Origin of the sequence: Lachnoanaerobaculum sanguinis (assembly GCF_033242365.1) — a bacterium.
GTDB classification, from domain to species: domain Bacteria; phylum Bacillota; class Clostridia; order Lachnospirales; family Lachnospiraceae; genus Lachnoanaerobaculum; species Lachnoanaerobaculum sanguinis.
The window spans coordinates 82,792-99,055 of record NZ_BTHK01000007.1; the positions used below are offsets into that span (position 1 = coordinate 82,792).

Annotated in this window: 19 protein-coding genes; all 19 read left to right on the top strand. The window is 35.4% G+C overall.

Annotated elements, in window-relative coordinates; translation table 11 throughout:
* Positions 1-3 precede the first annotated feature (3 nt).
* The 19 genes from SBH76_RS06185 to SBH76_RS06275 all read left to right on the top strand — a co-directional run bounded on the left by SBH76_RS06185 (position 4) and on the right by SBH76_RS06275 (position 16,256).
* Complete coding sequence (locus SBH76_RS06185; RefSeq protein ID WP_007594247.1) at positions 4-1,122, top strand: ABC transporter substrate-binding protein; 1,119 nt, start codon at positions 4-6, stop codon at positions 1,120-1,122.
* Between the two features lie 9 nt (positions 1,123-1,131).
* Positions 1,132-1,563 (top strand): RbsD/FucU family protein, encoded by a 432-nt coding sequence (locus SBH76_RS06190; RefSeq protein ID WP_009663870.1) that lies wholly within the window; start codon positions 1,132-1,134, stop codon positions 1,561-1,563.
* Between the two features lie 39 nt (positions 1,564-1,602).
* The gene (gene fucO / locus SBH76_RS06195) at positions 1,603-2,751 is read left to right on the top strand and encodes a lactaldehyde reductase (RefSeq protein WP_317977177.1); all 1,149 of its coding nucleotides are present in this window, start codon (positions 1,603-1,605) and stop codon (positions 2,749-2,751) included.
* Positions 2,752-2,928: 177 nt separating this feature from the next.
* Complete coding sequence (locus SBH76_RS06200; protein WP_317977178.1) at positions 2,929-3,063, top strand: hypothetical protein; 135 nt, start codon at positions 2,929-2,931, stop codon at positions 3,061-3,063.
* Positions 3,064-3,108: 45 nt separating this feature from the next.
* Positions 3,109-3,201 carry a hypothetical protein gene (locus tag SBH76_RS13855; RefSeq protein ID WP_490338594.1) on the top strand — a complete coding sequence of 31 codons (93 nt, stop codon included), beginning with the start codon at positions 3,109-3,111 and terminating at the stop codon, positions 3,199-3,201.
* Positions 3,202-3,297: 96 nt separating this feature from the next.
* Positions 3,298-3,582, top strand: a complete 285-nt coding sequence (locus SBH76_RS06210; RefSeq protein ID WP_314757239.1) for a PF20097 family protein — start codon at positions 3,298-3,300, stop codon at positions 3,580-3,582.
* 54 nt (positions 3,583-3,636) lie between these two features.
* Complete coding sequence (locus SBH76_RS06215) at positions 3,637-3,867, top strand: PF20097 family protein (protein ID WP_317977179.1); 231 nt, start codon at positions 3,637-3,639, stop codon at positions 3,865-3,867.
* Positions 3,868-4,032: 165 nt separating this feature from the next.
* Entirely contained in the window at positions 4,033-4,554 is a 522-nt protein-coding gene (locus SBH76_RS06220; protein ID WP_317977180.1) for a hypothetical protein, read from the top strand.
* A gap of 118 nt (positions 4,555-4,672) precedes the next feature.
* Positions 4,673-5,719, top strand: coding sequence for an ABC transporter substrate-binding protein (locus SBH76_RS06225; RefSeq protein ID WP_317977181.1), 1,047 nt, complete (start codon positions 4,673-4,675; stop codon positions 5,717-5,719).
* A 3-nt stretch (positions 5,720-5,722) separates the two neighbouring features.
* On the top strand, positions 5,723-6,475 hold the full coding sequence (locus SBH76_RS06230; RefSeq protein WP_317977182.1) for an ABC transporter permease: 753 nt from the start codon (positions 5,723-5,725) through the stop codon (positions 6,473-6,475).
* Positions 6,475-7,020 carry an ATP-binding cassette domain-containing protein gene (locus tag SBH76_RS06235; protein WP_314757242.1) on the top strand — a complete coding sequence of 182 codons (546 nt, stop codon included), beginning with the start codon at positions 6,475-6,477 and terminating at the stop codon, positions 7,018-7,020. Before SBH76_RS06230 ends, SBH76_RS06235 begins: the two co-directional genes overlap by 1 nt.
* Positions 7,021-7,022: 2 nt before the next feature.
* Entirely contained in the window at positions 7,023-8,018 is a 996-nt protein-coding gene (locus SBH76_RS06240; RefSeq protein WP_317977183.1) for a hypothetical protein, read from the top strand.
* A gap of 4 nt (positions 8,019-8,022) precedes the next feature.
* A complete protein-coding gene (locus SBH76_RS06245; protein WP_317977184.1) occupies positions 8,023-9,126 on the top strand; it encodes an AI-2E family transporter in 1,104 nt (367 codons plus the stop codon).
* 153 nt (positions 9,127-9,279) lie between these two features.
* Entirely contained in the window at positions 9,280-10,539 is a 1,260-nt protein-coding gene (locus SBH76_RS06250) for a S1C family serine protease (protein WP_317977185.1), read from the top strand.
* Positions 10,540-10,550: 11 nt separating this feature from the next.
* A complete protein-coding gene (locus SBH76_RS06255) occupies positions 10,551-11,498 on the top strand; it encodes a 3'-5' exoribonuclease YhaM family protein (RefSeq protein WP_317977186.1) in 948 nt (315 codons plus the stop codon).
* A 62-nt stretch (positions 11,499-11,560) separates the two neighbouring features.
* Complete coding sequence (gene rlmD / locus SBH76_RS06260) at positions 11,561-12,982, top strand: 23S rRNA (uracil(1939)-C(5))-methyltransferase RlmD (protein WP_317977187.1); 1,422 nt, start codon at positions 11,561-11,563, stop codon at positions 12,980-12,982.
* Positions 12,983-13,015: 33 nt separating this feature from the next.
* On the top strand, positions 13,016-14,662 hold the full coding sequence (locus SBH76_RS06265; protein WP_317977188.1) for a hypothetical protein: 1,647 nt from the start codon (positions 13,016-13,018) through the stop codon (positions 14,660-14,662).
* Positions 14,663-14,746: 84 nt separating this feature from the next.
* The gene (locus SBH76_RS06270; RefSeq protein ID WP_317977189.1) at positions 14,747-15,025 is read left to right on the top strand and encodes a hypothetical protein; all 279 of its coding nucleotides are present in this window, start codon (positions 14,747-14,749) and stop codon (positions 15,023-15,025) included.
* Between the two features lie 124 nt (positions 15,026-15,149).
* On the top strand, positions 15,150-16,256 hold the full coding sequence (locus SBH76_RS06275; RefSeq protein WP_317977190.1) for a Fic family protein: 1,107 nt from the start codon (positions 15,150-15,152) through the stop codon (positions 16,254-16,256).
* The last annotated feature ends 8 nt before the right edge of the window (positions 16,257-16,264 follow it).

The window sequence follows — 16,264 nt, forward strand, 5'->3', positions numbered from 1 at the left end:
ATTATGAAGAAGAGATTTTTAGCAGTTGCAGTAGCAAGTTTGATGGCAATGTCATTAGCGGCATGTGGCGGATCAAGCAGTAGTTCAAGTGAGGCTGAGAAGACAACAGCAGCACAGGCAGACGGATCAAAGTCTGAGGAGACAAAGGCGGAGGCAAGCGCTGACGGAAAGAAGATCAATGTTATCGCTAAGGGATTCCAGCATCAGTTCTGGAAAGCAGTTGAGAAGGGTGCAATGCAGGCAGGAACAGATTTAGGAGTTGAAGTATCATTCCAGGGTCCTGATAATGAGTCAGCTATTGCACAGCAGATCGAGTATTTAGATGCAGCTATAGCACAAAAGCCTACAGCTATCTGCTTTGCGGCACTTGATACACAGGCAAGCTTGGGTTCAATCCAGACAGCAATGGATGCAGGTATTCCGATTATCGGATTTGACTCAGGTGTTCCGGATGCACCGGAAGGAGCTATCAAGGCTAATGCATCTACAAACAACCTTGTAGCAGGACAGTTGGCAGCAAAAGAGACATATGAGCTTATCAAGGACAAGATTGACGGTGCTTCAGGTACAGTTAGAATCGGTGTTGTTGCTCAGGAGTCAAACTCACAATCAATCGTTGAGAGAACAAAGGGCTTCGTTGAGGAGATGACAAAGCTTGTTGGAGAAGACAAAGTTTCAGTTGAAGGACATGACAGCTTAAAGAAAGAGAAGGCAGGCGCTCCTGTTGTTATCGATGTAGGTATCCCTGCAGAAGTTAAGGATGCAGACGGTGCAGCTGTTGCATCAGCTATCTTAGAGAAGTCAGACCTTATCGCAATCTACGGTTCAAACGAGTTCGCAGCAAACGCGATCATCACAGCTAACGAAGGTCTTGATAAGATCGGCGAAGGCAAAGTTGTTGCAGTTGGATTTGACGCAGGTAAGAAGCAGCTTCAGGCAATCAAAGACGGTTTATTTGCAGGTAGCGTAACACAGGATCCTGTACAAATCGGTTATAAGGCAGTTGAGCTTGCAGTTAAGGCAGCAAACGGCGAGAGCGTATCAGATGTTGATACAGGTGCTTTATGGTACACAAAGGACAACATGGAAGATCCAAAGATTGCTCCATGTTTATATGAATAAGAGGTAAATATGTTAAAAGGTATACCCGAGATAATATCACCGGAACTTTTAAAATACCTTTGTGAAATGGGTCATTCTGACAGACTTGTAATTGCAGACGGCAATTTCCCCACACATAGTGTGGGGAAGGATGCCCATATCATAAGAATGGACGGTCATGGTGTATGTGAGATATTGGATGCTATATTAAAGCTATTTCCGCTTGACACATATGATCCACACCCGGTTAGTATTATGGAAAAAGTACCGGGAGATACAGTAGCGACTCCTATTTGGGATGAGTTCAAAGAAATCGTATCAAAATATGATACAAGACAAGATGCTATCGGAAGCATTGAAAGATTTAAATTTTACGATGAAGCAAGAAAAGCTTATTTGATTATTGCTACATCAGAGAAGGCACTCTATGGCAATATAATGTTACAAAAGGGTGTTGTGTAATTTTGGTCAGTAAGTGACAGATTATTAGGGGGATTCATTATGGCTAACAGAATCATATTAAATGAAACATCATATCACGGACAGGGTGCTATTTTAAGCATTACAGAAGAAGCAAAGCGTAGAGGTTTCAAGAAAGCTTTTGTTTGTTCAGATCCGGATTTGATTAAGTTCAATGTAACAAAAAAAGTTACTGATTTGCTTGAAAAAGAGGGTCTTGAGTATGAGATTTATTCTGATATTAAGGCAAACCCTACAATTGAAAATGTTCAAAGCGGAGTAGCGGCTTTCAAAAAATCAGGTGCAGATTATATAATAGCTATCGGTGGCGGTTCATCTATGGATACCTCTAAGGCTATCGGAATAATTATTGCAAACCCTGAGTTTGAAGATGTGAGAAGTCTTGAGGGACTTTCACCTACAAAGAACACATGTGTTCCTATTTTTGCAGTACCTACAACAGCAGGTACAGCAGCAGAAGTTACTATAAACTATGTTATCACAGATGTAGAGAAGAAGAGAAAATTCGTGTGTGTAGATCCACATGATATTCCTGTAGTAGCATTTGTAGATCCTGATATGATGTCAAGCATGCCAAAGGGACTTACAGCTTCAACAGGTATGGATGCACTTACACATGCTATCGAAGGATATACTACAAAGGGTGCTAACATTATTACAGATATGTTCAATTTAAAGGCTATTGAGCTTATTGCAAAGTCACTTCGTGGTGCAGTAGAAAACACTGCAGAGGGAAGAGAAGGAATGGCTATAGGACAGTATCTGACCGGAATGGGATTTTCTAACTGTGGACTTGGAATAGTTCATTCAATGGCACATGGTCTTGGTGCATTGTATGATACACCTCATGGTGTAGCAAACGCTATTATTCTTCCAACAGTTATGGAATATAATGCTGATGCAGTTGGCGAAAAGCTCAGAGATGTGGCTAAGGCTATGGGAGTTGAAGGCACAGAGAATATGAGCGAAGCAGAATACAAAAAGGCAGCCGTTGATGCGGTAAAGAAGCTTTCTGAAGATGTAGGCATTCCAAAGGATTTAAAAGAAATAGTAAAACCTGAGGATGTAGACTTCTTATCACAGTCAGCAATGGATGATGCCTGTAGACCGGGCAATCCAAGAGATCCAAAGTTTGAGGATATTAAGGAATTATTCCTCAGCTTGATGTAAATTTGTTACCTTCTATATTATTTTAATAAAAGGGTGTATACTTACTTTAGGGTGAGTATATGCCCTTTGTGTTTTATATATACAAACTTATTTACATTTAGATATCAATATAGTACGATATACATAAATAACAGAAGTGAATTTAGAACTGATAGAAGTATTCAGTGGGGATATTATATGGAAAAATTTGATAAAAGATGCCCATACTGTGGAAAGATGATGGAAAGGGTAGAAATTCCCAGAGGCGGAGGGGATTCACCTCATGATATCAAGTGGATTCCTGAACACAAAAAAGGTAAATGGTATGAGTAGTTATTATATTTCTTTTCTCAGGAAGATGAAGATAAAGTAATAGAATTGACGAGTAAGTATTATCCAACAATTTGGGATGAGAAGAAGTGTATAGCCTACCTTTGCAGGGAGTGCAAAATAATAATAATCGATATTTAAAATCAAGAAGCTTTGCAGTATATATTCAAGATAAAGTTCATTATACAAAGACTTTTCCCTGTAGAGTAAAAAGGATATTTTAGTAAGGGAGGATTTATGGAAAAAGCGGAAGTAAAATGCCCATACTGTGGAAAGATAATGAGTGAGGGCATAATAGATGGTGCAAGGTATTCACTTTGGTGGCGGGATACAGACAGTAAAAGAGGTTTTTTAAAATCGCTTTTAAATTTGGATAAAAAGAATGTAAGACTAAGCTATCCTTTTTATGATAAATATTGCATCGCTTATTTATGCAGGGGTTGTGAAAAGGTAGTAATAGATATTGCGGAAAATAATAGAAATATTAGAAGAGATTATGGCAGTGACATACAAATTGAGTGACATTTTGTTTTTCAAATATGATATTCAGTTCATAGATTTATGAAAGAGGAGATTATGGGAAGTTATTATAAGAAATGCCCGTATTGCGGCAGAGCAATGGAAAAAGGGAGTATACCTCCCGGAAGATATTCACTTAAGTGGAAGAGTGATTATGAAAATAGAAGCAGTCTAAACTATATGTTCAACTTTGATAAAAAGGATGTAAAGCTTGCTTCCGTTTGGGGTGAAATATGTTGCACCGCCTACCTTTGCAGAGTTTGCAGAAAGATAGTAATTGATGTATAAATCTAAATATCTAAGTTGACTTATTCTTTTAAAAATATATAATAGGATTTAAGCGAAAATTAATTTTTGCTTTAAAATTATTTGATATAATTGTCTAAATTACATTTGGACAAAGTTTGACGGTTTAGTAATAAATTGTCACTTGGATTAAAGGAGGATACGACAATGGGATTTTTTGATCAATTAGGTGATGTTGCAAAGAACTTGGGTGCAGCTGCAGGTGACCTTGCTAAACAGGTTAGCGATAAGACAAATGACGCTTTAGAGATAAGCAAGCTTAATTCAAAGATTTCGGCAGAGAGAGTTGAAATTGAAAAGGAAAAGAAGAAAATCAGTGAGACTCTTATAGAAAAATTTGCAAAGGGCGAGGAAGTACCTGAGGAGATAAAGGGATTCTGCGAGGCTATTAAGGAGCATTTCCTCAATATAGACAAGCTTAATGAGGAAATTGAAAAAGTAAAGAATACTGTAGGCAAGAAGGCGGAAGAAGTAAAAGATGCCGCAGTTGAAAAAGCAGAAGAAGTAAAAGATGCTGTAGCCGAAAAGGCTGAAGATGTAGCTGAAAAGGCTGAGGAAGTAAAGGATAAGGCTGTAGATACATTTAATGAGGCTAAAGAAGCTGTTGAAGACAAGGTAGAGGATGTAAAGGAAGACATTAAAGAAGGTGTCGACAACATTCAGAATTAATGCATTGATATTTCTATAGAAATTAATTAAAATAAGAGAGTAAAACCATATGGTTTTGCTCTTTTTTATAAGAGGAAAATATGTTTCGGCTCGGAATAAATATATTTTGGAGGTAGTAGTGAAAAAAAGAATATTAGCTGTAATGGCATGTGCACTATTGGCATTGTCAGGTTGTGCAAAGACAAATGTAAATGAGAGTACTTCAGTTGCGGAGAGTACTGCAGTAGAGAGTACACAAACAAGTACTGCAGGAGCAAATGAAGAGAGCCTTGGAACCATAAAGCTCGGTGGATTAAAAGGACCTACAAGCATCGGACTTGTAAAACTTATAGATGATGCAAACAAGGGAAGCCTTGCTTACAGTGTCGATTTTGATATGGAGACTGCACCTGATGTGATGGCACCAAAGCTTCTAAACGGAGAAGTGGATATTGCGGCATTGCCTGTAAATATGGGATCTGTACTTTTCAACAACTCAGACGGAAAGGTGACTATGCTTGATATAAGCACTCTCGGTATACTTTATATACTTGAAAAAGGAGATCAAAGTATAAAGAGCGTAGAAGACTTAAAGGGCAAGACAATAATAGCACATGGACAGGGTGCAACACCTGAGTATTCACTCAGTTATATCTTATCAGGACATGGACTTGATATAAATACCGATGTAACTATGGACTGGAAATCATCTGCGGATGAGGTTCTTGCAGCTGTTGAAAATGCAGACAATGCGGTAGTTATGTTGCCACAGCCATTTGTAACTGTAGCTCAGACAAAAGTACAGAACTTGAATACTGTTTTGGATCTTACAAAGGAGTGGGATGCGCTTGGAACAGGCGGAAAACTTATCACAGCAGGTTTGTTTGTAAGAAACGATTTTCTTGAGTCAAATAAGGAACTTGTAGATGAGTTTATAGCTAACTACACAGATTCGGTAAAATGGATCAATGAAAATGTGGACGAGGCATCAAAGCTTGTAGAGGCAAATGATATTATAAAAGCACCTATTGCAGCCAAGGCTATACCGTATTGCAACCTTGTTTCTATAACAGGAGATGAGATGAAGAGCGCGACAGAGGATTATTTAATGACATTGTTTAATCTAAACCCTAAGTCTGTAGGTGGTGCATTGCCGGGAGAAGAGTTCTATTATACCGGAAAATAGTCTATGAATAAAAATAAAACACATAAAATTACAGCAGTGCTTCTTGCACTGCTGTTTTGGCAAATAGTAGCAATGATTTTAAACAGGTCATTTTTACTTTCATCCCCTGTAGAAGTAGTCAAAGCATTGTTTGAACTTGGTGGGAAGAATGTATTTTGGATGGGACTTGTAAAAAGTATATTTAAAATAATTTTGGGATTTTTAGCAGGTGGAGGAGTAGGAATATTCCTTGCAGGACTCTCATACAGATTTAAACTGTTTGAGATCTATATATCACCATATATTATGGTGATTCGCTCGGTACCGGTAGCATCATTTGTCATCATAATACTTATATGGCTTGGAAGTGAGGCACTTTCGGTTTTAGTATGTTTTTTTATGGTAATGCCAATATTTTATGCCAATACCCTGGAAGGATTAAAGTCTGTAGATGTGAAGATGTTGCAGATGGCTAAAATATATGAACTTGGTCAAAAGGCAAAATTTATATACATATATTTACCGGGGCTGGAGTCATTTTTGATATCATCAAGTGTGGCTTCAATGGGAATTGCTTTTAAGTCAGGTATTGCGGCTGAGGTGATAGGCAGACCCAAAAATACTTTGGGATTTTTCTTATTTGATGCCAAGATCTATCTTGAAACTTCCAAGGTATTTGCTATTACGCTGATAGTAATACTGTGCAGTGCAATTTTTGAAAGATTGATAATATTTATTATGGAAAGATTTTTCGGATTGATAAAGAGGGTGTATTGATGTTTTTAAAAAATATATATAAAAGCTTTGACGGCACAGAAGTTTTGAGAGACTTCACTATGGAAATAGCTGATGGCGAACATGTTGCACTTATGGGAAAGTCCGGAAAGGGAAAGACCACTATATTAAATATTATAATGGGCTTTGAAGCACCTGATTGCGGTGAGACGGACATAACAAAGGAAATATCTACAGTATTTCAAGAAGACAGACTAAGTGAGGGTTTTAGTGCGATTTCAAATGTATGCCTGATGACCGGTAATAAAGAAATTGCAAAAGAAATTTTAGATAAGCTTGGCATAGAGAGTGAAAAATATGTAAATACTATGAGTGGCGGCCAAAAAAGAAGAGTGGCACTGGCAAGATGCCTATCAAGAACAGCGAAACTTTATATATTTGACGAGGCTCTAAAGGGGCTTGACGAAAAGACAAAAGCTGTGGCAATGACAGTTATAAAAGAGTATACTTGTGGAAGAAGTGTACTCTTTGTGACACATGATATAAATGAAGCAAGAGACTTTGCAGATAGAATAGTGGAGATTTAACTATGGAAATAAAATTTGAAAAGCTTTCTGAGTGGCAGGTAGAGAATATAAAACTTTCGGAGGTATCATATAAGTTTGCACCGATATATTCAAAGAATCATTTTGCCAGAGCAAAGGATGAGTTTGTTATTTACTGTGGTGAGAATAACGGTGTTTTATGGTTAAGGGATAATGAATATAAGTTTATTCCGATTAATACAGAAAATAAAAGAAGCAGTAAACTCTTGCTTAATACAGATGACGGTATTATTTTAATCAGTGAAAATGAGGCATGGAAAATGGGAGAATATGATGAAGAATTTACTCCTATAAATATAGAAAAACCTTGTATTGCAGAAAATATAACAGAGATATCAACTTTGGGAGAGAATGAAAATTTTCCGGTTATTTGTCGTGTAAGTGTAGAGGCTATGGCTGCCAACAGCTTTACATTTTTTAAATATGATAAAGACAAAAATACAATAAAATTTGAAGACATACTACAGCCGGTATTTACAACAGAAAATACAATGAAAAAATTTTTAAATTCATTGTCTGAGGCCGACGGGCTGTATTATAAGATGGATTTTAAATATAACTATCCACAAATTGGAAGTATGATGATAAAGGATGACGCTATATATGTATTCTTGGAGGCTGATACTGTAAATCCATGCGGACTGAGTTCGTTTAAGTATTATTGGTATGTGGAAATAACTAAAGACGGAGTGTATAAAAAGAAAATTTGGGGAGAGGAAAGATTAGAAAAACTACCGGGTAAACATGGAGTCAGAGGTAAATTTAGTGCGGACAAGAAATACCTTATTTTATCCCCTATTTTTAAAACAGGAGAATGGAAGGGTAAGCAAAAATTACTCAGACTTTCAGATTTGGAACTTTTAGATATCACATTGCCAAGAGGTTACTCAAAGTTTAGAGTGATGGATATTTTTGATGAAAATGTCTTTATCAGTGATGAAGTAGATAAGATAGTGCTTTGCAAAATGACAGAAGGGTAATATTGTGAACGGTATAAAGAAAAAGTATATAGCCTATATTATGATAGGCACTATTTTAATATATGGAATAGTCAGATATTTTAATGTTGTTGAAGGCTATATAAAAAATATAACCAAAGCATTGATACCATTTGTGGTGGGAGCCATAATGGCATATATTATAAATATTCTTATGGATGCGTATGAAGATTTACTCCTAAAAAAATTTCATAACAAAAAAATCATAAGAATGATATCAATAACTTTGTCTTTTCTTACCTTTATGCTTGTGATAGCATTGCTTCTTGGAATAATTATTCCGCAGCTTGTAAAAATATCGTTTTCTATAATGTACACTAATCCAAGTGATTTAAAGCAGATAATAGTTGATATCGGGAAAAATGAGCAGATAAATAATATTTTAAAGATGTTTAATATTGACACCAACAATATAGACATAGCAGGCTATATGACAAGGCTGATTAAAGAGGTAATGTCAGGTGTCGGAAATGTACTGAGCGGAATATTAAGCGGTATATCAGGATTTTTTAATACGATATTTTCTTTATTTATGGCAATTGTTTTTGCAATATATATACTTGTGGATAAGGAAAAGCTGAGAGTACAGGGAGATAAGCTGCTAAAAGCATTTCTTCCCTCAAAAAGAGACTTTATTATTGATATTATAAGTGTTTTTGATAACAGTTTTAAGAAGTATTTTGTCAGTCAGGTAAAAGAGGCGATAATACTTGGTGTATTATTATACATAGTTATGTCTATAGCAAGATTACCATATGCTTCATCTATTTCTATTTTAGTCGGTGTGACTGCACTTATACCGGTTATCGGTGCATATGCAGGACTCTTTATCGGTGCATTGATGATACTTACAAAATCCGTGCAGAGCATGATAATATTTATAATAGTTCACACATTGGTACAACAATTTGAAAATAATATAATATATCCGAGAGTTGTAGGAAGCTCTGTAGGACTTCCCGGCATGTGGGTTATTGTTGCGGTTTCACTTGGAGGAAGTATTGGCGGAATATTCGGTGTACTGGTTGCAGTACCGGTAGCGGCAGGACTTTATTATATCCTAAAGAGAGAAACACAGAAGAGATTATAAAGCTTATAATTATATAGATTCAGCTATAATAGTTATATGTATTTTGTGTTAAATCTATATTACATTTGCTTGATAAATCGACCTTAAACCATTATAATCGTTCTTAGGGAGAGCGAGGTATTATGTAATACATCCTGAAAGCAGAGGGTTTTTATGCCAAATACAAAAAAAGAACATGAGCCTGATGAGAAAAATCCTTTTATAAAACAGACGATTATAGAGGATAAAAAAGCCCGTAATAAAAAGGCTGTCTCAGCGGCTTGCCTTGCTATTGTTTTTGGAATGGTTGCAGGACCAAGTATGGCATTGACATCACATATTATAAACAAAAACATACTAAGCAAAAAGACAAAGACCACTATTGAGATTCCAAAGGAAGAAACTACAGTTGAGAGTAGTGAGGAAGCGGAATCTTCAGAACAGGTGGAAGACATAGTTGCATCTGCTATAGAAAGTATTGATTTGAACGAAAAGAATTTGGTGCAGATGTATGAGAGCCTGAGTAAGGTTGCAGAAAAAAAAGATAATACTATTGTAAAAATAAGTGCCGTCACCACAGACACTGACTGGTTCAACAACACATTGCAAAATGAAAGCAGTTGTTCGGGAATCATAATAGCAAAGTCGGGTGATAGCCTTATTGTTTTGGCTCCAAATATGGAAAAAGAGAGTGGAATAAAAGTTGCTTTTTTTGATGGAAGTAATCAAGAGGCTACAGTAATCGGAAGTGACGGGCTGACAAATTTAATGATACTCTCTGTAGATATCTCTTCAATGGAAGAAAAGATAAAAAACATTGAACCGGTTGTACTTGGGAATTCATATCAGCTAAAAAAAGGTGCTTTTATATTGGCGGTAGGCAGTCCGGTGGGAGTATCAAGAAGTATCGATATCGGGAATATAACTGTAATTGATAAGAATGCCAGCTTTTTTGACGGATACGGAAGAGTAATATACTGTGACAAACATCTGGACAGTATAGGAACATTTTTGCTGGATACATCAGGGAATCTGGTAGGTGTAGTCTCCAATCTGGATGACAGCTCATCCATATCAATGGCATATGGTATATCCGATTTGAAGGTGCTGATTGAAAATATGACAAACGGTGTAGGATCGGCATACTTGGGAGTTCGTGCACTTGATATAGACAAGGACAAAGCGCCTGAGGGTATGCCAAGCGGTATCTATGTATCAGAAGTCAGGGCGGATTCACCGGCCTATAATATAGGGATACAATCCGGAGATATAATTTCCATGATCGGTAATGAGGAAGTAAACTCAATAACAGGGTTTAAAAATATAATGGAAAAGCTAAAACCAAACCAAGTAGTAAATATCAAGGTAAATCGTTCGGGAAAAGACGGATTTACAGAATTGAATTTTGAGACAACTATTGGTGCCAGGAGCTAGAAGGGTAGAAAATGAAATTTATTGAAAGCTTAAAAGAAGGAATGCATATTTCAGAGGTTTATCTGTGTAAAACGAAAACTATTGCAGTATCCAAGACAGGTAAGGAATATGCCAGCCTCAGTTTGCAAGACAAGACAGGAAGCATTGATGCAAAGATATGGGATCTTTATTCTCCCGGTATCTCTGATGTAGATGCTATGACCTTTGTAGTGGTTGACGCTGAAGTTACTTCTTTTAACAATACATTGCAGCTGAAGGTTGCAAGAATAAGAGAGGCTGATGCAAAGGAATATACAGCATCAGACTATGTACCGGTATCTAAAAAAGACATTGAAAAAATGTTTGTAGAGTTAAAAGAAAAGATAAAATCAGTAAAGAATCCTTTCTTGAATAAGCTTTTGACCGCTATTTTTATAGAGGACCTTGAATTTCAATCTACATTTAAAGCATCATCGGCAGCAAAGACCGTGCATCACGGTTTTCTTGGAGGATTACTTGAGCATACTCTGGGAGTGGTGAAGCTTTGTGAATATTTTTGTGATAACTATGAGTCGTTAAATCATGATCTTCTTATCACATCCGCACTTTGCCATGATATAGGAAAGACCAGAGAGTTGTCGGCATTCCCGGCAAACGATTATACCGATGAAGGTCAGCTCGTGGGACATATTGTAATAGGTGTGGAGATATTAAAAACTCAAATTGATAAGATTCCGGGATTCCCGAAGAAGCTTTCAAATGAGCTGATACATTGTATACTGGCTCATCACGGAGAGCTTGAATACGGCTCACCTAAAAAACCTGCGCTTATAGAAGCTTTGGCACTCAATCTTGCAGATAATGCGGATGCAAAGATGGAGACATTTATTGAGCTGTTGGCACAGGGACAGGACGGAGCTACAGGATGGCTCGGTTATAATAAATTACTTGAGAGCAATTACAGAAAGACAAGTGTATAATATAAATTCGAGAACGTAGACTGATTATCAAAACAGTCTTATAAGTTTAGTAATGGAGATATATGAGAACTGATAATACGGCAAGTTACAAAAAAGGTGAAATTATAACAGTTGATATAACAGACTTTGGAGAAAATGGCGAAGGCATCGGAAAAACCGATGCCTTCACATGGTTTATAAAAGATACTGTTATCGGAGATAAAGTCACAGCAAAGGTGATGAAAACAAAGAAAAGCTACGGATATGCAAGACTTGAAAGCATTATTAAGGAGAGTCCCGACAGAATAGAGGCAAAATGTCCGGTGGCAAGAAGCTGTGGCGGATGTACATTACAAAGCCTTGATTATAGTGCAGAGCTTAGACTAAAGCAAAACAAAGTGGAAAATCATCTAAAAAGAATAGGCGGATTTGACCTCTCAAATGTAGAGATAGAAGAAATTATCGGTATGGAAGATCCGATAAGATACAGAAATAAATCCCAATTTCCGTTCGGAAGAAAGAACGGCAAAAATATTACAGGATATTTTGCAGGCAGAACTCACAGTATAGTTGAGTTTGATGACTGTATAATCGGTATAGAAGAAAATAAGACTGTGCTTAAGACTGTGCTTGATTTTATGGAGAAGTATAATATTCCTGCCTATGATGAGGAGAGCGGCAAAGGTATAGTAAGACATGTGCTTATCAGAAAGGGATTTGCCACAGGTGAGCTGATGGTGTGCATAGTTATAAATGCAAACAATCTTTCACATAGTGATAAGCTTGTAGAGAGACTATGCAGCGCACTTGGAAGTAATTTAAAGTCTGTTTCAATCAATATAAATAAAAAGAATACCAATGTTATATTGGGAGATACAACAGTTACTCTTTATGGCAACGGATATATAGAAGATTATATAGGCGATGTAAAGTTTAGAATATCGCCACAGTCATTCTATCAGGTAAACCCTGTACAGACTAAAAAGCTGTACGGTAAAGCTTTGGAATATGCTGATCTTACAGGTAAAGAAACAGTCTGGGATATGTACTGCGGTATAGGTACGATTTCACTTTTCCTTGCAAAGTCCGCAAAGTTTGTCTACGGTGTTGAAATAGTGGATGCCGCCATACAAAATGCAAGAGAGAACGCAAAGCTTAACAATATAGAAAATGTAAAATTCTTTGTAGGCAAGGCAGAAGAGATAATCACAGGCGAATACGAAAACGGCAATATAAAAGATATAGATGTAATAGTGGTAGACCCTCCAAGAAAGGGCCTCGATAAGCTTGCAATAGAAACAATGCTGAAGTTGTTACCAAAGAGAATAGTATATGTAAGCTGCGATTCATCTACACTGGCAAGGGATCTAAAGATGTTGTGTGAGAAGGAGTATGAGTTAAAGAAACTTACGGTGGTGGATCAGTTTTCGAGGAGTTATCATACGGAGAGTGTGGTGGTGATGGAGAGGAAATTGAAGCGAGAAGAGGTATATGATATATTTTAATTAAATAATTCAATTATATAGGAGGCTACTATAATGGAAACATTTATATTAGAAGATCAAATGGAAAAGGTTGTAAATCCTAAAACAAAAGAGTACTTAGAAGAGGTTGTATCATGTTACAGGAATGGGAATTATAGAGCAAGTGTGGTTGCCCTATATACAACATTGATATTTGATCTTATGCAAAAGTTAATTACATTAAAAGATGTGTATGACGAAGAAGAAGCGAAGGATATATATAATGATATAAAACAAAAACAGAAAAAAAATCCATTTGATCCAAGCTGGGAAAATGATCTTATAGATGCGATATGTAAAGTTATGAAAATTATATCTGAGGTAGAAAAAGAAGAACTTAAACATTTGAAAAAGGAGAGAAATTATGCTGCTCATCCTATAATTAATGAAAGTGAAGAACTTACTTTAAAGCCTATAAGAAAAGAAACTGCTGGGGACCTGATAAGAAAGGCATTTGAGATAGTATTTTTAAGGGATGCTATCCTTGGAAGAAGAGATTTATATATAAAAATTGTAGAAGATTTAAAAGGATATTATTCAAGAGTTGGAGAAACAGGGTTTAAAAAGTACGTATATAATAAATATTTAAATAGAATGACTCAGGCAAGAAAAAATGAGCTTTTTAAGTTTTTGTGGCAATCGGTATTTATATGGGATGATGGTGACACTACTAGAAATAGAGACTCGAATTTATTGGGTCTAATATATATATATAATGGTGATAGTAAAGGTTATCAGAAAATTATTAAGGATAATGAAGATAAACTTTTGAATAAGATTCAAGTTGAAACATTTAGCAGTTGGTGTAATAGTAAGGGATATACAGGTACAGAGTCTTGTGCAATTTTAGAGTTTAATTATATAAGTAGAATTATAAATTTTATTAAGTTCATAGAGCTGAACCCAGGTATATATAATTGTTTAAATGACTACAGTAAGAGTATTATACAATCATCAATTAAAAATATGTATGTAAAAGAAAATCAACAAGGGGAAAATTTTGAACTTGAACAAGAACAAATAAAGTTAGAAGCAGTTGCTATTTTCCTAAAACCGGATTATATTAGTAAAAATTTTGATACTATAATTAAATACAAAAAGGAAATCTATATACGTGAAATAGATTTAGATATTATGCTAAAACAAGCAGAATTTTATGGATATGCAAAGGAGTTTAGAAAATTTTTGATAGATTACTGTACAGGAGCATATAGTTTTGAAGATGCAAAAAGAAATTTTATGTATATAGAGTTATGTAAAGAATCTTATAAAGAGGAAGAGTATCATTACATGTTAATAAAGATGAATAATAACAGCCAGATTTATGAAAATTATGATAAAAAATACTGGCTAACTAAACTCGAAGATATGCATGGTGATAAATTAGTATCAACAGATGAGGAGAAAGCTTTATATTATAATCTATTTGAAAGTGTTAAGAGATATAATATAGAAAGAGTTTTAGACTTGATTGAAAAAAGGGTTCATTTATATAATAAAGATGAATTATGGTCTATTTTTACTGAAATTAAAAAAGAAAAAATAAAGAATAATACATCAGTGCAGAAAGAAGTAAAGGATTATCAGAAGATATTGTCAGTGTTAGAAAGTATGGACAAAACAGTACTTTATGCGTTTGAAGAAATATTTACAACTAAATAGTTTTGATGCTTACACTAAGTAAAGTTAATCATAATTCCAAAGGAACTTTGAAAAGGCGAATATGACCTAAGTGTATCAGTGAGTTTGCCAAGTATTCAGGAAGATTCAGTTCGTGAAGTAGTTGGAGAAAATGGAGAGTATATGGCAGGACCTCTTGTACAAAAGTCTGATATAAGTGGTGATAGTTATTTAAAAGTAATGTTTGAAGTGAAAGTCGATAGTGATGTAGTAGTTAATCCAACTGAAGATTATCTACATACAACATTTAGAAATAAAAAAACTATAGTGGATACTGTACTGATATTTTTGACAAAATCAGAGAATTATCAGGAGATAACTAGATTTTATTATTTTAAAGAATGATATAAATATGCCGTTATATTTTTAAATTATACTGGTTTTTACTTAAGTGCATCATAATATTATATTGTGTAAATAGGAACTACATATTACATAGAAGTAGGACAGAGTAGTTATATATTGATGTATGTTGGGAGGTGATGTTTTGACGGATAAGAACTGGAATCTTGAGCTAAACGAATATATACGCCAAGGTGAACCGGATAAGGTTGAAAAGAGTAATGCATGGAAAACTGCTATCGGGCTTCAGGATGTAGACGGACTTAAGCCTTCAAAATATTTGATTGAAACTGCAAAAGATCATATTGAAGGTAAAATCAGCATTTCTGAAGCAGATAGACTTATAAGCAGTTATTATAAAGAGAGAAAAGACAGTGATGGTGTGGAAGCAGATACTAAAGAAGCGGATATTGTATCTGTAAGAATTGCAAAATTACTGGGAGAGAAGACCTTTCAATTTTCACCGGTAGAATTACAAAATATTCATCGTAAATTATTTGAAGGTGTACTTCATTATGCCGGAAGAATAAGAGATTACAATATTACCAAAAATGAGTGGGTACTTAAGGGAGATACAGTACTGTATGCATCATTTGACAGTATCAGGGCTACGCTTGATTATGACTTTTCACAGGAGAAGAACTTTTCCTATAAGGGACTGAATATACAGGAGGCCATTAGACATTTTGCCAAATTCACATCAGGAATATGGCAAATCCATCCGTTTGGAGAAGGAAATACAAGATCAACTGCAGTATTTATTATTAAATACTTAAAGACATTCGGTTTTACCATAAGTAACGATACATTTGCCCAAAATTCATGGTATTTTAGAAATGCTTTAGTACGAGCAAATTATAACAATCTAAGAGAAGGTATTCATGCTACAAGTGAATTTCTTGAATTATTCTTTGAAAATCTTTTAATAGATACGAAGCACGATTTGAAAAATCGATATATGCATATTGATTTTGATGGACAAAGTGCCATTCAAAGTGCCAACAAATCAGTTTCAAAGTGCCAAAATGGCACTTTGGAAATGTCTTTGGAAGAATTAGCTATTATAAATGCCTTAAAAATTAATCCGGCATTAACTCAAAAGCAGATTTCGGAGATTGTAGGGAAGTCAGAGAGAACAATTAAGAGATGTACCGTAGAAATGCAGGAAAAAGGTTTAATTGCTAGAGAGAATGGAAAACGAAACGGTAAGTGGAAGATACTTATAGAAGCATAATACGCACT